This window comes from Jeongeupia sp. USM3 (assembly GCF_001808185.1).
Lineage (GTDB): Bacteria > Pseudomonadota > Gammaproteobacteria > Burkholderiales > Chitinibacteraceae > Jeongeupia.
This window is the reverse complement of sequence record NZ_CP017668.1, coordinates 2472733-2489967: the sequence shown is the minus strand read 5'-3', so window position 1 is coordinate 2489967 and position 17235 is coordinate 2472733. Positions and strand designations below refer to the sequence as shown.

20 protein-coding genes are annotated in these 17235 nt (G+C 67.1%); 14 read left to right on the top strand and 6 right to left on the bottom strand.

Annotated features, from left to right (window positions below; all coding sequences use genetic code 11):
• Positions 1-65 precede the first annotated feature (65 nt).
• From BJP62_RS11725 to queC, 10 genes are all read left to right on the top strand, one after another.
• On the top strand, positions 66-497 hold the full coding sequence (locus BJP62_RS11725) for a hypothetical protein (protein WP_070529810.1): 432 nt from the start codon (positions 66-68) through the stop codon (positions 495-497).
• A gap of 104 nt (positions 498-601) precedes the next feature.
• Positions 602-1255, top strand: a complete 654-nt coding sequence (gene tolQ / locus BJP62_RS11720) for a protein TolQ (RefSeq protein WP_374749752.1) — start codon at positions 602-604, stop codon at positions 1253-1255.
• Between the two features lie 43 nt (positions 1256-1298).
• The gene (locus tag BJP62_RS11715) at positions 1299-1685 is read left to right on the top strand and encodes an ExbD/TolR family protein (RefSeq protein WP_083300885.1); all 387 of its coding nucleotides are present in this window, start codon (positions 1299-1301) and stop codon (positions 1683-1685) included.
• Positions 1682-2545, top strand: coding sequence for a TonB family protein (locus BJP62_RS19215; protein WP_070529807.1), 864 nt, complete (start codon positions 1682-1684; stop codon positions 2543-2545). Before BJP62_RS11715 ends, BJP62_RS19215 begins: the two co-directional genes overlap by 4 nt.
• Before the next feature lie 8 nt (positions 2546-2553).
• Positions 2554-3852: a Tol-Pal system beta propeller repeat protein TolB gene (gene tolB, locus BJP62_RS11705; protein WP_070529806.1), complete on the top strand. Its 1299-nt coding sequence runs from the start codon at positions 2554-2556 to the stop codon at positions 3850-3852.
• Positions 3853-3969: 117 nt separating this feature from the next.
• The gene (pal, locus tag BJP62_RS11700) at positions 3970-4509 is read left to right on the top strand and encodes a peptidoglycan-associated lipoprotein Pal (RefSeq protein WP_070532658.1); all 540 of its coding nucleotides are present in this window, start codon (positions 3970-3972) and stop codon (positions 4507-4509) included.
• Positions 4510-4608: 99 nt separating this feature from the next.
• On the top strand, positions 4609-5328 hold the full coding sequence (gene ybgF / locus BJP62_RS11695; protein WP_070529805.1) for a tol-pal system protein YbgF: 720 nt from the start codon (positions 4609-4611) through the stop codon (positions 5326-5328).
• 94 nt (positions 5329-5422) lie between these two features.
• Positions 5423-6070, top strand: coding sequence for a 7-carboxy-7-deazaguanine synthase QueE (gene queE / locus BJP62_RS11690; protein ID WP_070529804.1), 648 nt, complete (start codon positions 5423-5425; stop codon positions 6068-6070).
• A 31-nt stretch (positions 6071-6101) separates the two neighbouring features.
• A complete protein-coding gene (locus BJP62_RS11685) occupies positions 6102-7436 on the top strand; it encodes a chloride channel protein (RefSeq protein WP_083300882.1) in 1335 nt (444 codons plus the stop codon).
• Positions 7429-8112, top strand: a complete 684-nt coding sequence (gene queC, locus BJP62_RS11680) for a 7-cyano-7-deazaguanine synthase QueC (RefSeq protein WP_070529803.1) — start codon at positions 7429-7431, stop codon at positions 8110-8112. Before BJP62_RS11685 ends, queC begins: the two co-directional genes overlap by 8 nt.
• A 167-nt stretch (positions 8113-8279) precedes the next feature.
• Here the strand turns inward: queC and rpoH are convergent, their stop codons facing one another.
• The 5 genes from rpoH to ftsY form a co-directional block, all read right to left on the bottom strand.
• On the bottom strand, positions 8280-9140 hold the full coding sequence (gene rpoH / locus BJP62_RS11675; RefSeq protein ID WP_070529802.1) for an RNA polymerase sigma factor RpoH: 861 nt from the start codon (positions 9138-9140) through the stop codon (positions 8280-8282).
• A 322-nt stretch (positions 9141-9462) separates the two neighbouring features.
• A complete protein-coding gene (gene ftsX, locus BJP62_RS11670) occupies positions 9463-10359 on the bottom strand; it encodes a permease-like cell division protein FtsX (protein ID WP_070529801.1) in 897 nt (298 codons plus the stop codon).
• Positions 10360-10372: 13 nt separating this feature from the next.
• Positions 10373-11026, bottom strand: a complete 654-nt coding sequence (gene ftsE, locus BJP62_RS11665) for a cell division ATP-binding protein FtsE (RefSeq protein WP_070529800.1) — start codon at positions 11024-11026, stop codon at positions 10373-10375.
• A gap of 46 nt (positions 11027-11072) precedes the next feature.
• Positions 11073-11552, bottom strand: coding sequence for a GNAT family N-acetyltransferase (locus BJP62_RS11660; protein ID WP_070529799.1), 480 nt, complete (start codon positions 11550-11552; stop codon positions 11073-11075).
• Entirely contained in the window at positions 11552-12724 is a 1173-nt protein-coding gene (gene ftsY, locus BJP62_RS11655; protein ID WP_070529798.1) for a signal recognition particle-docking protein FtsY, read from the bottom strand. Before ftsY ends, BJP62_RS11660 begins: the two co-directional genes overlap by 1 nt.
• 67 nt (positions 12725-12791) lie before the next feature.
• Here ftsY and rsmD point away from each other — a divergent pair, with 67 nt between their 5' ends.
• The 3 genes from rsmD to BJP62_RS11640 all read left to right on the top strand — a co-directional run bounded on the left by rsmD (position 12792) and on the right by BJP62_RS11640 (position 14915).
• Complete coding sequence (gene rsmD / locus BJP62_RS11650) at positions 12792-13343, top strand: 16S rRNA (guanine(966)-N(2))-methyltransferase RsmD (protein WP_070529797.1); 552 nt, start codon at positions 12792-12794, stop codon at positions 13341-13343.
• A gap of 89 nt (positions 13344-13432) precedes the next feature.
• Positions 13433-13684: a YfhL family 4Fe-4S dicluster ferredoxin gene (locus BJP62_RS11645; protein ID WP_070529796.1), complete on the top strand. Its 252-nt coding sequence runs from the start codon at positions 13433-13435 to the stop codon at positions 13682-13684.
• Between the two features lie 166 nt (positions 13685-13850).
• Positions 13851-14915 carry a hypothetical protein gene (locus BJP62_RS11640; protein ID WP_070529795.1) on the top strand — a complete coding sequence of 355 codons (1065 nt, stop codon included), beginning with the start codon at positions 13851-13853 and terminating at the stop codon, positions 14913-14915.
• Here the strand turns inward: BJP62_RS11640 and BJP62_RS11635 are convergent.
• Positions 14912-16126 (bottom strand): multifunctional CCA addition/repair protein, encoded by a 1215-nt coding sequence (locus tag BJP62_RS11635; RefSeq protein WP_070529794.1) that lies wholly within the window; start codon positions 16124-16126, stop codon positions 14912-14914. The two genes, BJP62_RS11640 and BJP62_RS11635, sit on opposite strands and share 4 nt — an antisense overlap.
• Before the next feature lie 97 nt (positions 16127-16223).
• Between BJP62_RS11635 and cysK the strand changes: the two genes are divergently transcribed.
• Positions 16224-17156, top strand: coding sequence for a cysteine synthase A (gene cysK, locus BJP62_RS11630; protein ID WP_070529793.1), 933 nt, complete (start codon positions 16224-16226; stop codon positions 17154-17156).
• Positions 17157-17235 lie beyond the last annotated feature (79 nt).

The window sequence follows — 17235 nt, the reverse complement described above, 5'->3', positions numbered from 1 at the left end:
CTCACATCGGGACTTAAATCGGGGTCTCCAAGCGCTTACAATTGCAGCGACACTTGGAGACCTCAATGAAACACATCCTCATTGCCCTGTGCCTGCTGCTCGGCCTGTCCGCCCCCGCACTGGCGCGGCAGGGCCTGATGCAGGATCCGCCCAAGCTCGCCATCACCCAGAGTCTCGATGCCGACCAGGTAAGGTCGGCCATCGTCGCCGGCGCCGCCAGCACCAAGTGGCAGACCCGCGACGTCGCGCCGGGCCGGATCGAGGCGACCCTCGACGTCGGCAGCGGCAAGCACATCGCCAAGGTCACGATCGAATACGATACCCAGACGGTGCAGATCCGTTACCTCGACAGCTTCAACCTCAAGTACGAGACCGTGAGCGACGGCCGGGTCTTCATCCACCCGAACTACAACAAGTGGACGGCCTCGCTGGCAGCAGCGATCCGCAGCCAGCTGAACCAGCAGGCCCAGACCGTCACCACGCCGCTGGCGCAGTAAGAACCTGTTCACGCGCGAACGGAACTCGCGCAGCCCGACGGGGACGAACCCGTAAGCCGCCCTGCCAAACCCCAACCCCGGTAAAACCGATGCCCAATCAAGACCTGTCGATTCTCGAACTCGTGCTGCACGCCAGCCTCGTCGTCCAGCTGGTGATGGCGATCCTGGTGCTGCTGTCGCTGATGAGCTGGTGGCACATCTTCAGCAAGTATTTCACCGTGTCGAAGGCCGCCAAGGCCAGCGAACTGTTCGAAGACCGCTTCTGGAGCGGCTCGGACCTGAACGCGCTGTTCGAGCAGACCAAGCGCGGTCACTCGGTCGGGATGGAGAAGATCTTCATCGCCGGCTTCTCCGAATTCCTCAAGCTGCGCCAGAAGGGCGGGATGGAGCTGTCCGACGTGATGGAGGGCACCCGCCGCGCCATGCGCGCCGCCTGCCAGCGCGAGCTCGACTGGCTCGACAAGCACACGTCCTTCCTCGCCTCGGTCGGCTCGGTCTCGCCGTACATCGGCCTGTTCGGCACGGTCTGGGGCATCATGCACGCGTTCCGCGGGCTGGCGAACGTCGGCCAGGCGACGCTGGCAACCGTCGCCCCGGGCATCGCCGAGGCGCTGGTTGCCACCGCCATCGGCCTGTTCGCGGCAATTCCGGCCACCGTCGCGTACAACCGCTTCGCCCACGACGTCGACGCGCTGGCCAACCGCTTCGACACCTTCATCGAAGAGTTCTCCAACATCCTGCAGCGTCAGGCTCGTTAAGGGGAGCCCGATCATGGCCAGAACCCGAAGACCGCGCCGTTCGATGAACCAGATCAACGTCGTGCCGTACATCGACGTGATGCTGGTGCTGCTGGTGATCTTCATGGTCGCGACGCCGATGATGCAGGCGCCCGGCGTCGTCAACCTGCCCACGGTCGGCAAGTCCGATCAGGAAGCCAGCGTCGAGCCGCTGCGCGTCGAGATCGGCGTCGAGGGCGAGCTGACGCTGTCGGACGCCGGCAAGAGCGAGACCGTCGCCGATGCGCAGGCGCTCGTTGCGCTGGTGCAGGACAAGCTGGCCGCCAAGGCCGACCGGCCGGTGGTGATCGCCGGCGACAAGTCGGTCCGCTATGAAACCGTGATGGCGACGATGGACGCGCTCAAGGCCGCCAACGTCGCCCGTGTCGGCCTGCTGGTGCGCCCGAAGTGACCGACCATCGCCAACGCCACCCCGAGGAGCGCCGGACGCTGGCCTTCGTGCTGGCCGCGGCCGTGCACGTGCTGTTCGCGCTGTTCCTGATGGTGTCGGTGCAATGGCAGACCAAGAAGCCCGAACCGGTCGAGGTCGAGCTGTGGGGCGGCCCGCCGCCGGCGCAGCAGCCGGTGCGCGAGGACGTCAAACCGCAGCCGAAGGCCGAACCGACCCCGCCGCCGGTCAAGCCCGACCCCAAGCCCGAACCCCAGCCGGACAAAAAGGCCGACATCGCGGTCGACAAGGTCAAGCCGACGCCCAGGCCGACACCGACCCCTGCACCGAAGCCGACGCCGCAACCCACGCCGACGCCCGCTCCAAAACCCACGCCGGCGCCCAAGCCGACGCCCGAGCCGAAGAAGGCCGAAACCAGGCCCGAGAAGCCCAAGGCCAGGCCGCAGTCGGAGTTCGACCAGTTGCTCAGTACCAGCAACAACACTCCGAGTGCCGGCGCCAAGCCGGGCGGCAAGGGCAGCAACCCGAACGCAACGGTCAATACCGGCCCGGGCAGCGGCAGCGGCACGAGCCCGATCGCCGGCAAGGGGCTCGGCGACTACAACAACAAGGTCGGCCAGCTGATCCGTTCCAAGCTGGTCTACCCGGACGACAAGGGCAATCCGACCGCGGTGCTGAAAATCAGCGTACTGCCCGACGGCAGCATCAGCAACGTCAGCGTCAGCCGTTCCAGCGGCGTTGCCGCCTACGACGACGCGGCGCGGCGCGCGGTGCTGGCACTCGGCAAGATGCCGCCGCTGCCCGAAGGCCAATCGTTCTCGACCCACCGCGAGTGGACCATCAATTTCCGCCTGAAAGACTGAGGAGCCGTATGCCTACCTTCCAGACCCCGCTGCAGCGCCTGACCGCCTGGCTGTTCGTTGCCGCGGCGCTGCTGTTCACGATGATGCAGGCGCGCGCCGCCGACAACATGACGATCGAGGTCGTCGGCGCCGGCGCCAGCCAGTACCCGATCGCGATCGCGCCGTTCCAGTCCGAGCAGACGCTGCCACAGGGGCTGACGCCGGTCGTCGCTGCCGACCTGACCCGCTCGGGCCTGTTCAAGGTCATCGGGGCCGGCGATCTCGCGCCGGTGCCGTACGCGCCCGAGCAACTGAACCCGGCACTGCTGGCCGGCCGTGGCGCGCAGACCGCGCTGATCGGCAGCGTGGTGCCAAACGGCGACAGCTTTACCGTCAAGTTCTGGCTGGTCGACCTGTCGAACAAGAACGTGCTGCTCGCGCACCAGCTGAGCGCCCGTGTCGGCCAGTCGCGCCGCGTCGCGCACCAGATCGCCGACATGGTCTACCAGAAACTGACCGGCGAACCCGGCGCGTTCAACTCGCGCATCGCCTACGTCGTCAAGCGCGGCAAGCGCCACGAGCTGCAGGTGTCCGACGCCGACGGCTACAGTGCGCAGACGGTGCTCGCCAGCAACCAGCCGATCATGTCGCCGAAATGGTCGCCCGACGGCGGCCGCCTCGCCTACGTGTCGTTCGAGGAGCAGAAGCCGATCGTCTACGTGCAGGATCTCGCCAGCGGCAAGCGCTGGAAAGCCGCGGCGTTCAAGGGTTCGAACTCGGCGCCGGCGTGGTCGCCGGACGGCCGCCAGCTCGCCGTGGTGCTGACCAAGGATTCGGGCAGCCAGATCTACCTCGTCAATGCCGACGGCAGCAACCCGCGCCGGCTGACCAACACCGGCGACATCAATACGGAACCTTCGTTCACGCCCGACGGTCGGAGCATCGTGTTCACGTCGGACCGTGGCGGCAGCCCGCAGATCTACCGGATGCCCGTCTCGGGCGGCGGTGGCGAGCGGCTGACGTTCCAGGGCGCGTACAACGCGTCGGGCAAGGTCAGCCCGGACGGCAAGTCGATGGCGCTGATCACCCGCACCGGCAAGGGCTTCCAGGTCGCGGTGATGGACATGGCCAGCCGGCAGATCCAGGTGCTGACCGATACCGGCTCCGACGACTCGCCGAGCTTCGCCTCGAACGGCCGGATGATCCTGTACGAAACCGGTGCGCGCGGCACGCTCGCCGCGGTATCGGTCGACGGCCGGATCAAGCAGCGCCTGAAGGCGCAGAACGGCGACGTGCGCCAGCCGGCCTGGGGACCGCTGCTGCGCTGATGTCCGCCGGGAATCGGGCTGGCGGGAATCTTTCCGTCGCCCCTGAACCGGCTTTCCCCTATGCTGGCCGCATGTATCGCGGCGTTTAGCCACCCCCAACCCGACAGGGAGATGAAGATGAAGAAAGTTGCACTGTCCGTCCTGATGACCGCCCTTCTGGCGGCGTGCTCGAGCACGCCGCCCGCAGATCCGAACGCCGGCAAGACCACGGCGCCGGTCACCGGCAGCGAGACCAAGCCGGCAACCGTCGACCTGACCCAGGGCAGCGACCTGAACAAGGGCAACAACCCGCTGACCGATCCGAACAACATCCTGTCGCAGCGCCGCGTCTACTTCGACTTCGACTCCTTCGTCGTCAAGTCGGACTACCAGGCACAGCTGGCCGCGCACGCCAAGTACCTGCTGGCGAACAAGGATGCCAAGCTGATCATCCAGGGCAATACCGATGATCGCGGCACCGCCGAGTACAACCTCGCGCTGGGCCAGAAGCGCGCCGAAGCGACCAAGAAGGTGCTCGCTGCGCTGGGCGTGCCGGAATCGCAGCTCGAAAGCGTCAGCTTCGGCGAGGAAAAGCCGCTGGAGCAGGGCCAGACCGAGGCCGCCTGGTCGCGCAACCGTAACGCCAACCTTGTCTACAAGGGCGAATCGGCGCAGTAAGCCTGCGCCCGGGCGGCCTTGTGCCGCCCGGCAAAACCGCCTAGGCTAGCCGGCGTCGCCACGATGCCGGCTTTGTTCATTCTAAAGACGCCACCTGCCATGAAACGCCTTGTCGCCCTGATCGCCTTCGCCTTTGCCACCACCGCCCACGCCGGCCTGTTCGACGACAACGTCGCGCGCCAGCAGATCTCGGACCTGCAGCAGGACAATGCCAAGCAGAACACGCGGCTGAACCAGCTCGAGGCCAGCAACAAGCAGATGCTCGGCCTCCTGGGCCAGATCGAGTCGCTCAAGCAGGACATTGCCAACCTGCGCGGCCAGATCGAGGTGCTGCAGTTCAACCAGGATCAGGCGGGCAAGCAGCAGAAAGACCTGTTCACCGACCTCGATACCCGGGTCCGCAACATCGAGCAGGCCAAGCAGCAGCAGAAGGCCGACGCGCAGCAGGCCAACCAGCAGTCGCTCGACAGCGCGATCGCGCTGTCCAAGTCCGGCAAGCACAAGGATGCCGTCGCCGCGCTCAAGCAGTTCGTCACCGCCAACCCGGGCGACCCGAACGTGCCGACCGCGCAATACTGGATGGGCAACAGCTACACCGCGCTCAAGGATTACAAGAACGCGCGCTTCGCCTATGCCGAAATCGTCAACAAGGCGCCCGACCACGCGCTCGCACCCGACGCGCTGTTCGGCCTCGCCGTGTGCGCCAACGCCCAGGGCAACAAGAAGGAGGCCCGTGGCTTCCTGCTGCAGCTGATCGAGAAGTACCCGCAGTCGGAAAAGGCCGAGACGGCCAAGAAGGCCCTCGTCAGCGTCAACTGACTTCATCACCGCAGCGGCCCGGCCGCTGCCGTTTCCGCCGGACAATCCGGTCTGGAAACCAACCGCCGGATTGTGAATCCGGAATGGAACCGCCATGAACCCCGCTACGCTCCGGATCACCGAGATCTTCTATTCCTTGCAGGGCGAGACCAGCCGTCTCGGCCTGCCGACCGTTTTCGTCCGCCTGACCGGCTGTCCGCTGCGCTGTGGCTATTGCGACAGCGCCTACGCCTTCCACGGCGGCAAGACCATGGGCTTCGACGACATCCTGTTTGAGATCGCCCGTCATGGCGCCAGTACCGTCTGCGTCACCGGCGGCGAGCCGCTGGCGCAGAAGCACAGCCTCGCCTTCCTGACCGCCTTGTGCGACGCCGGCTACAGCGTCAGCCTGGAGACCAGCGGTGCGCTGCCGATCGAGAACGTCGATCCGCGCGTGTCGCGCATCCTCGACATCAAGACGCCGGGCTCGGGCGAACTGGCCAGGATGCACTGGGCCAACCTCGACGCGCTCAGGCCGGGCGACGAGGTCAAGTTCGTGCTCTGCGACCGCAGCGACTACGAATGGGCGCGCGATCTCGTGCGCGAGCGCAAGGTCAACGACCTTGCCCCGGTGCTATTCTCGCCGGTATGGGAAACGCTGCCGCCGGCCGATCTGGCGGCATGGGTGCTCGAAGACCGTCTGCCGGTGCGGATGCAGGTGCAGCTGCACAAGATACTCTGGGGCGAAAAGCCCGGCGTCTGATTCTCCCCAACCCAACGCAACGGGAGCACACATGACCGTCAATCTGACGCTGAAACGCTGGCTGGTGCGCTTGCGGCACCTGCCGCAACGCAGCCGCGGCACGATCGCGCTGTGGATCGGCGCAGCCGCCGTCGGCGTGCTTGCGGTGATGCTCGCCAAGGCCGCCGAATGGGCGTTCGCCGGCTTCGATACGCTGACGACGCGCTGGTTCTGGTGGCCCTTCATCTCGCTGCCGCTCGGCGGCATGGCCATCGTCTGGCTGATGCGCCGGATCGGCCCCGGCGCCGAGGGCAGCGGCATCCAGCAGGCGATGGCGGCGCTGCACGTCGCCGACCAGCCCGAAATCGCCGGCAAGCTCGTCAACCTCAAGCTCGCCGCGACCAAGTTCGTCTGCATCGTCGCCGGGCTCGGCTCGGGCTTCGTGCTCGGCCGCGAAGGCCCGACGGTACAGATCGGCGCGAGCATCATGTACGCCTGCCGCAAGCTGTTCCCGCTCGGCGATGCCGCTTTCCGCCGGCAGCTGATCCTCGCCGGCGGCGCCGCCGGCATCGCCGCGGCGTTCAACACGCCGCTGGCCGGCATCGTCTTCGCGTTCGAGGAGCTGGCGCGCTCGGTCGAGGAAAACACCAGCGGCAAGATCCTCGGCGCGGTCATCCTCTCCGGGGTGGTGTCGATGGCCTTTCTCGGCAGCTACACCTATTTCGGCCACATCAAGGTGCCCGGCTTCAGCCTCAGCATCCTGCCGCCGCTGCTGCTGATTTCGGTCGTCGGCGGCCTGCTCGGCGGCGCCTTCTCGTGGCTGTGCGTCAATCCGACCCGCTGGCTGCCCGATCGCGTGCAGCTGGTCCGCGCCACGCGTCCCTACCTGTTCGTCGCCTGCTGCGGCCTGCTGATCGCCGTCTGCGGTCTGGCGGCGCCGATCTTCGGCAGCGGCGCCGAAGTCACCAGCAAGGTCGTCGCCGGCGAGGCGACGCTGGCGTGGTACTACCTGCCGCTGAAGTTCATCGGCCTGCTGTCGACCTATCTGACCGGGCTGCCGGGCGGCATCTTCGCGCCGTCGCTGTCGCTCGGCGCCGGTCTGGGCAGCTGGTTCCTGCCCATGGTCGATCCGGCATCGCACATCAAGCTGGTCGCGATCGGCATGACCGCGGTGCTGGCCGCCGTGACCCGGGCGCCGCTGACGTCGGCCTTCATCCTGATGGAGATGACCGATGGCCACGAGATGGTGATCTCGATCATGGCGACGGCGATGATCGCGTCGACCGTCGCCCGCATCTTCAAGACCAACTTCTATCACGACCTCGCCGAGCGCGCGCTCGCCGCCGTCGCACCCATGCCTGTTCTGGAGCACAAGAAACATGACTAGACCCGCCGTGATCCTGCTGTCGGGCGGCCTCGATTCCGCCACCTGCCTGGCCATCGCCAGGGACCAGGGCTTTGCACCGTACTGCCTGTCGTTCAACTACGGCCAGCGCCACAATGCCGAGCTGAAGGCCGCCGAACGCGTCACCAGGGCGCTCGGCGCCGTCGAGCACCGCGTCGTCACCATCGACCTGGCGAGCTTCGGCGGTTCGGCGCTGACCGATGCGAACATCGCCGTCCCCGAAGAAGCGCCGCAGCAAGGCGAGATCCCGCTGACCTACGTGCCGGCGCGCAATACCATCCTGCTGTCGTACGCGCTGGCGTGGGCCGAGGTGCTCAAGAGCGACGACATCTTCATCGGCGTCAACGCCGTCGACTATTCGGGCTACCCGGACTGCCGGCCCGACTACATCGCCGCCTACCAGGCGATGGCACGGCTGGCGACGCGCACCGGCGTCGAAGGCTCGCCGCTGACGATCCACACGCCGCTGATTTCGCTCTCGAAGGCCGAAATCGTCCAGACCGGCACCCGGCTCGGCGTCGATTACGGCCTGACCGTGACCTGCTATCAGGCCGATGACGACGGCCGCGCCTGCGGCGTCTGCGATGCCTGCCGGCTGCGCCGCGAGGGCTTTGCCGTCGCCGGCCTGCCCGACCCGACGCGCTACCGGCCGGCCTGATTCCGGCCGCAGCGCAAAACAAAAGGGCACCCGAGGGTGCCCTTTTCATTGCTGCATTTCGTGTAAACGGTCAAAAATCCAGCATAGCGATGCTGGCAAGGCGCGAGAGGCTCAGACAACGAGTACGGCAAGCGAGGGCAACGCGGCCGGCAGGATTTTTCATCCGTTTACGCAGCCACCGGCAGCAGCGCCCCGCGCATCTTCTGCAGTGCCTTGACCTCGATCTGGCGAATCCGCTCGGCCGAAACGCCGTACTCGGCGGCCAGCTCGTGCAGCGTCAGTCCCTTGCCTTCGTCGGCCAGCCAGCGCGTTTCGACGATGCGGCGGCTGCGCGCGTCGAGCGTCTCAAGCGCTTCGCGCAGGCCGTCCGACTGCAGCCGGTCGTGCGCGCGGCGCTCGATCTGCCGGGTCGGCTCGGCATCGTGGTCGGCCAGCCAGTCGATCGGAGCGAAACCGCCCTCGTCGTCGTCGTGATCGGCCATCAGCGCGATGTCCTGGCCGGTCATCCGGGTTTCCATCTCCAGCACTTCTTCGGGCTTCACCCCGAGGTCGTCGGCGATTTCCTTGGCCTGTGCGTGCGTCAGCGCGGCAAAGCTCGATTTCATCGAGCGCAGGTTGAAGAAGAGCTTGCGCTGCGCCTTGGTCGTCGCGATGCGGACCAGACGCCAGTTGCGCAGGATGTACTCGTGGATTTCGGCCTTGATCCAGTGCACGGCGAACGAGAACAGCCGCACGCCGCGATCGGGCTCGAAACGCTTGACCGCCTTCATCAGGCCGATATTGCCTTCCTGGATCAGGTCGGCCTGCGGCAGGCCGTAACCGGCATAGCCGCGCGCGATCGACACCACGACGCGCAGGTGGCTCATCACCAGGCGGCCGGCGGCCTCGAGATCGCTTTCCTTCTGCAGGCGCGTGGCGAGTTCGACCTCTTCCTCGGCGCTCAACATCGGAATCGCGTTGACACGATGGATGTAACTTTCAATGCTGTCACCGCCGGTGATCACCGGCAGGGCAAGGCTGTTCCCCATTCGTTCACTCCTGTCTTGCTGACGTTGCCCACGCAACGTCCATGATATTAGCACTCGTATCGTTTGAGTGCTAAAGGCACTTCGGGTTCCGTTGATTCAAGCATGCAGCATGCCCAAGTGCACGGCAATTATGCCAATCGGGCCCATTGCCTGCGACTATGTGGGTACGAACACGCCAGGCACCTGTCCACAGCAGGCAAGCGAGCCAAAGCAGTTTGGCCCCGTCCGGAGCGCAAAAACCGGCGTGTACGAGTCGTACATGAGGATTTCGAGCTCCGGACGGGGCCAAAATGTCAGGCGCAGCCGCCTGACGGGGGCAGGTTCAGCGGTAGCGCCGCAGATGGCGCCACACGGCAAACCACGCACCGGCAAGGCACAGCAGCATCGTCGTCGCGCAGACGACGGCGAGTTCGAGCGGTCCCGGCAAGGCCAGCCCGAACGGCTGGCCGTAGGCCGCGGCCAGTTCGCCGACCGCCGGGTTCAGCCAGGCGATCGCGGCGGCGGCAATGCCGCAGCCGGCCAGGCCGCCGAGCACCCCCTGGATCGCCGCGCTGTAGTGGAAGGGCCGGCGGATGAAGCTGTCGGTCGCGCCGATCAGCTTGGCGACTTCGATTTCCTCGCGCCGCGTCAGGATCTGCATCCGGATCGCGTTGCCGGTCACCAGCACCAGCGCCACCGCCAGCAGCAGCACGACCGCCTGCAGCGCGTGGCGGCCGAGCGAAATCGCCTTCTCCAGCCGCGCCGCCCATGCCGAATCGAGCTGCACCGTATCGACGCCGGGCTCGATGAGCAGGCTCTGTTCCAGCGCCGTCAGCTGCACCGCCGGCACGTCGCGACGCGCGGTCAGCACGAAGGCGTCGGGCAGCGGGTTGTCGGACAGCCCGGCGAGCAGGTCGCCGCTGCCGATCGCCGTTTCCATCGCCTTCAGCGCGTCGGCCTTGGGCACGAAGCGCGTCTGCGCCAGCCGGCCGTCCTTGGCCAGCTGTGCACGCAGCGCGCCGATGTCGGCCTCGGGCTTGAGGAAAACCGTCAGTTGCGGCTCGACCGGCATCTTCGCCGCGACATTGCCGACGCTGGCGAGCACCAGATACAGCCCCAGCGGCAGGCTGGCGACAAGGCCGATCACGGCCAGATGCAGCAAGGTCGCCAGCGGCTGCCGGAGCAACGCGCCGACGGTGCGGGACAGCGCAAGGCCGTGCAGACGGAACCAGTGTTTCATCGTTTCTCTCCGTTCAGGCGCCGAACTGGCCGTTCTTCAGCCGCAGGATGCGCCGGCCGTAGTCGGCCATCAGCGTTTCGTCATGCGCCGAAATCACCAGCGTCACGCCGACCTGGTGGAACGATTTGAACAGCTCGAGGATGTCGTGTGCGTAGTCGCGGTCGAGGTTGGCGGTCGGCTCGTCGGCGAGCAGGATGGACGGGCGGTGCACGACCGCACGGGCGATGCACAGGCGCTGCTGCTCGCCGCCGGACAGCGCGATCGGGTTGAGTTTTTCCTTGCCCGACAACCCGACCTTGTCGAGCGCCGCCAGCACCCGCCGTTTCACTTCGCGGCCGTCGAAACCGATGATGTCGAGCGGCAGCTTGACGTTCTCGTACACCGAGCGGTCGAACAGGATCTTGTGGTCCTGGAAGATCAGCCCGAAGTGGCGCCGCACATACGGCAGGCTGCCGCGTGACGCGCGCGCAAGGTTCTGGCCGTTGACGAGTACGGTGCCGGCGGTCGGCTTTTCGATGCCGGCAATGAGCTTGAGCAGGGTCGACTTGCCGGCGCCCGAGTGGCCGGCGAGGAAGACGAGTTCGCCCGGCTGGATGTCCATGCTCAGGCCCTTGAGCGCTTCGAGTCCGCCGGGATAGCGTTTGGTCACTTGCTGGAATTGGATCATCGGTCCGCCTTGGAAAGGATCACGGAGTCTGAACGGAGGAAGGCGTTCACAGGCTGCCCGAGGTCTGCGCCACCGACCAGCTGAGCCGGCGCAGACGCCAGCCGAGCTGCACGTCGCCGCCGGTATCGAGGTCGAAGCCCAACCGGGTCAGCACCCGCGCCGCCGCGCCGTCGGACCGCAAGGTCCGGGCCAGCAGGACGCGTGGCGAATGCTGCGTAAACAGCCGGTCGATGAAGGCACGGCCGGCTTCGACACCGAAGCCGTTGCCGCAGGCCGCCGGCAGCAGCCACAGCCCGACATGCGCTTCGTCTCGCTCGAACCGCGCGCCAGCGCAACCGACAGCTTGCCGGTCGCTGCGACGGCAGATCGCCATCCCGGTCGCGCCGCCGAACAGCTCGCCGCGGCGCAGCTCGCGCAGATAAGCTGCCACGCCACCGGGCAGCGGCAAGGCCGCCAGCGCGTCGGCATCACCGTCGCCGAAGGGCCGCAGGATCAGCCGGGCGGTGAGCAGCGTCGGCTGGCGCATCAGTCGAACAGCGCGTCGACGTAGTCTTTCGCGACGAAGGGGCGCAGGTCGTCGATGCTTTCGCCGACGCCGACGAAGCGCAGCGGGATGCTGCGCTCGCGCGCGATCGCGGCGATCACGCCGCCCTTGGCGGTGCCGTCGAGCTTGGTCAGCACCAGCCCGGTCAGGTCGAGTGCATCGTCGAAGGCCTTGACCTGCGACAGCGCGTTCTGGCCGGTATTGGCGTCGAGCACCAGCATGGTTTCATGCGGCCCGGTCGGATCGGCCTTCTGCACCACGCGCTTGACCTTGCGGATCTCTTCCATCAGGTGCAGCTGCGTCGGCAACCGGCCGGCGGTGTCGACGATCACCACGTCGACGCCGCGTGCCCTGGCGGCATTGACCGCATCGAACGCGACCGCGGCGGCGTCGCCGCTGTCCTGCGCGATCACCTGCACGCCGTTGCGCTCGCCCCAGACGACGAGCTGTTCGCGCGCGGCGGCGCGGAAGGTGTCACCGGCGGCAAGCAGCACCGATTTGCCCTGCGACTGGAAGTACTTGGCGAGCTTGCCGATGCTGGTCGTCTTGCCGGCGCCGTTGACGCCGGCGACCATCAGGATGAAGGGCTTGTGGCCTTCGACGCTGAGCGGCACCTCGAGCGGGCCGATCAGCGCATTCAGGCTGTCCTTCAGCGCGCCCTTCAGTTCGATCGAATCCTTCAGCCCCTTGAGCGACACGCGCTCGCGCACGTCGTCGAGCAGGTGCGTGGTGGCGTTGACGCCCATGTCGGCGGTCAGCAGCACCGTTTCGAGTTCCTCGTAGAGTTCCTCGTCGATCTTGCCGCCACCGAACAGGCCGGCCAGGTTCTTGCCAAGCTTGTCGCGCGTCTTGGCCAGCCCGGCCTTGAGCCGCTCGGCCCAGCTGAGTCTGGGCTTGTCCTGCGGCTGTACAACGGCCGCGGCAGCCGGTGCAGCAGGCTCGGCGGCGAGCTGGACCACGGCGATATCGGCCGCGGCGCTCGACGCCGGCGTCGCGATTTCGGCGGGTGGCGCCGCGACGACGGGGGCTGGAGCCGGCGCTTCGGCGGGCGCGGGCTGCGCTGCTTCCGTCGCCTCGGGTGTTGCGGGAGCCGGCAGCGCTTGCGCTTCGGGCGCGGCCTCGGCCGGCTTTTTCTTGCGGAAGAAACTGAACATGGGTTTTGAGATTGGCGCTGATTGGCGGAAAATGCTTGATTTGCCGCGATTTTAACGCTTCGACCCCATGGCAGCCCAGCAGAAAAACCAGCTCCGCATCATCGGTGGCGAATGCCGCCGCCGCATCGTGCATTTTCCCGACGGCGACGGCCTGCGCCCGACGCCGGACCGCGTGCGCGAAACGCTGTTCAACTGGCTCGGCCAGGACCTGACCGGCAAGCGCTGTCTCGACCTTTTCGCCGGCAGCGGTGCGCTCGGCCTCGAGGCGGCGTCGCGCGGCGCCGCGCGCGTGGTCATGGTCGAAAAATCGCGGCCGGCGTACACGGCGCTGGTCGCCAACCGCGACCTGCTCAAACTGAACCGCACCGAGCTCGTCAATGCCGATGCGGCCGCCTGGCTGGCGCGCAGCGGCGACGTGTTCGACATCGCCTTTGTCGACCCGCCCTATGCCAGCGGGCTGCTGCAGCCGACGCTGGTCGCGCTCGCGCCGCGTCTGGCGCCGGGCGCCCGCGTCTACGCCGAAGCGGCCGACTGGACCGGGCTCGACCTCGCCGGCTGGGACGTGTTGAAGGAAGGCCGCGCCGGTACCGTCCACTACCGGCTGCTGGCGCCGGCGTGACCATTGGCATTGTCCCTCGCCGCCCAAAGTGGGACAATTGCGCGAAGCTGTTGTTTTCTAACTGATTTTCGAAACGGAAGAACCGCACCATGTCGTTGATGATTACCGACGAATGCATCAATTGCGACGTCTGTGAACCGGAGTGCCCGAACAGCGCGATCTCGCAGGGCGAAGAAATCTACGAAATCGACCCGAACCTGTGCACCGAGTGCGTCGGCCATTACGACGAACCGCAATGCCAGCAGGTCTGTCCGGTCGACTGCATCCCGCTCGACCCGGACAACAAGGAGTCCAAGGAAGTGCTGATGCAGAAGTATCTGGTCATTTCGGGCAACGCCTGAGACCCGCCGTCCCGGAAAAGCCGCGCAATGCGCGGCTTTTTTCATTGCAGCGCCCGCAGCGCGGTGTGACATGGATGGCGCATCCGCGCCGACGAACGGCCGGCCCGGTTTACCGGCACCGGGGCGCTCTTTATGATCGCCGCTGTCTGTATTGATTCCGTATCCCATGTCGGCTCCGCAGCATCCGCGCACGTTCAACCTGCGCGCCGAAATCGACCAGACCCTTGCGGTCGCCGCCACACTGACCCACTCGCAACCGGCCGAAGCGCTGGCGCTGGCGCAACAGGCCCGGCAACGCGCCCATGCCATCGCCTATCACGCCGGCGAGGCGCGGGCCTGCCTGCAGGCCGGCCGCGCCGGCTTTGCCGTGCCCGACGGCGAGGACGCGCATCCGGCCTGCCTGGACGCGGCTGCGCTGGCCGACGCCCTCGGCGACCGGTTGCTGTGGAGCGAGGCGATCCATCTCGCCGCTGAAACCCACTACGGCCTCGGCCGCTACCAGCAGGCCGAGGCGCACTGGCTGGCGCTGCTCGAACGCGGCCTCGCCGACGGCCCGGCACTGGCCCGGCTGCTCGGCTACCTCGGCATGGCCAAGCTCTATTTCATGCTGGTCGCCCCCGAACCGACCGCAGCGATGCTCGACAAGGCCAAACGTGCGCTGCCGCAGGTCGACCGGCTCGACATCTGCTTCGGGCTGCACATCAATATCGCCGCCCACCACTACCGCTGCGGCAACGACGACGCGGCCGGCGCCGAACTGGCCGAAGCCGAGGCACTGTTGCCCCGGCTGGGTTTCTGCGAGTTCGAACCCGAGCTCTACTATTACCGCGGCTACCTGCTCAAGCGCCAGGGGCGGCTGGTGGCGGCCCGGCGGCAGTTCGAGCGTTCGCTCTCGCTCAACGGCAGCGCCCACAACCACTGGGGCAAGGTCGTCAATCTGGTCGCCCTCGGCGAAACCTGTCTGGCGCTGGCCGAGCCGCACGCGGCCGACCATTACCTGCGGCGCGCGCTCGACGGCGCGGTGCAGCTGGGCTCGCCGTATCTGGAGGCCGAATGCCACGCCGCACTGGCCCGCGCCAGTGCCGACGTCGGCTACACCCACGGCGAGTTCGCCCACTGGCAGCGCCACTTCGCGCTGATGACGCGGCTGGAGCAGCGCGACAACGCCGCCGACCGGGCCGACGCGATCGCCCAGCTCCGCGCGCGGATCGACGCGATCGAAACCGCCTAGGCGGCCAGCCGCGCCGCCTCGATCGCGCGGATCCGCGCCGCGCGCACCGCCTGCGGGATCTTCGCCTTGTCGGTGCAGCCCTGCGCGATCTCGCCGGCATTGACGGTATTGGCCGCCGCGAGCTGCAGCCGCAGCCAGCCGGGCTGCGGATAGTCGCAATCCTCGAAGTCGAGCCGGCCGCGCGCGTCGGCAAGGCAGGCGTCGAGGAACTCGTCGAAGCGTGCCGGCTTGCGGAAGGCGTCGCAGCGGGTGAACAGGTCGAGCGTCGTGTCGGCGCGCAATTCCCTGGCCCGGTGCACGTGGGTATGGTCGCGGCAGACCATCACCGCCAGATCGCGGCAATCACTCGGAACGCGCAAGCGCTCGCACAGGCGCTCGACGACCTTCACGCCGCGGCCTTCGTGGCCGTAATGGCTCGGCAACACGTCGCCCGGCGTCAGCGGCTTGCCCAGATCGTGGCACAGCGCGGCAAAGCGCGTGCTCAAAGGCCAGCCCCGCGCGGCGGCGTAGTCGAGCACCATCATCACGTGCACGCCGGTGTCGACTTCCGGATGGTAGTCGGCGCGCTGCGGCACGCCCCACAGCGCGTCGAGTTCGGGCGCGATCCGCGCGAGCGCACCCGCTTCTCGCAGCACCGTGAACATCCGGCTCGGCGCATCGCTCATCAGCCCCTTGGCGAACTCCTGCCAGACGCGCTCGGCGACCAGATGATCGACCTCGCCGCCGTCGACCATCTGCCGCATCAGCGCCATCGTTTCCGGCGCGACGGCAAAATCGAAACGCGCGGCGAAGCGTGCCAGCCGCAGGATGCGCACCGGGTCTTCGACAAAAGCCGGCGACACGTGCCGCAGCAACCGCGCCTGCAGGTCGGCACGGCCGTCGAACGGGTCGAATACGGTGCCGTGCTCGTCCTCGGCGATCGCGTTGATCGTCAGGTCGCGCCGCGCGAGGTCTTCGTCGAGCGTGACGGTCGGATCGGCGAACACCGTGAAGCCGCGATAGCCGTGACCCGACTTGCGCTCGGTGCGTGCCAGCGCGTATTCCTCCTGCGTGACCGGATGCAGGAAAACCGGGAAGTCCTTGCCGACGGCGCGATAGCCACGGGCTTCCATCTCGGCCGCGGTGGCGCCGACGACGACCCAGTCGACATCCTTGACCGGCAGGCCGAGCAGGCGGTCGCGCACGGCGCCGCCGACCTTGTAGATCTGCATAGTGTCTGGTGTTCTTTGCTTATCAGACTTCAATTGTATCGGGCTGACATGCTGAGGCTACAATCTTCGGGTTACTCCTTGAGACAGGAACACCGCCATGAAGATTGCCAACGACGTCACCGCGCTGATCGGCAACACGCCGCTCGTCAAACTCAACCGCGTCACCGCCGGCTGCGGCGCCACCATCGTCGCCAAGCTCGAGTACATGAACCCGAGCCATTCGGTGAAGGACCGGATCGCCGTCGCGATGATCGACGCCGCCGAAGCGGCCGGAACCATCAACGCCGACACCACCATCGTCGAGCCGACCTCGGGCAATACCGGCATCGGTCTGGCCATGGTGTGTGCGGCGCGCGGCTACAAGCTGGTGCTGACGATGCCGGAAACCATGTCGAAGGAACGCCGCGCGCTGTTGCGCGGCTACGGCGCCGAGCTGGTGCTCACCCCGGGCCCGGACGGCATGGGCGGCGCGATCGCCAAGGCCCGCGCCATCGTCGAGGCGGGCACCAACCACTTCATGCCGCAGCAGTTCGAAAACCCGGCCAACCCGGAAATCCACCGCAAGACCACCGCCGAGGAGCTGTGGAACGATACCGACGGCCAGATCGACATCCTGATCGCCGGCGTCGGCACCGGCGGCACGATCACCGGCGTGTCCGAAGTGATCAAGGCCAGGAAGCCGTCGTTCCAGGCGATCGCGATCGAGCCCGACGCCAGCCCGGTGCTGTCCGGCGGCGCCAAGGGCCCGCATCCGATCCAGGGCATCGGCGCCGGTTTCGTCCCGGCGGTACTGAACACGCAGTCGTACGATGAAGTGATCCGCGTCAGCAACGACGACGCCTTCGCCACCGCCAAGGCCATGGCCACGCAGGAAGGCATCCTCTGCGGCATCTCGGCCGGCGCGGCAACCTGGGCCGCGATCCAGGTCGCCAGGCGCCCGGAAAACGCCGGCAAGCTGATCGCGGTGATCATCCCGTCGTTCGGCGAGCGCTATCTGTCGACCAAGCTGTTCGAGGGCCTGACGGACTAGGATGCCGTCCGGCGGCGCCCGGAGGGCTTGCCATCAAGTTGTGCAACTTCCAGTCGATATTGATTGGAAGTCATCTTGA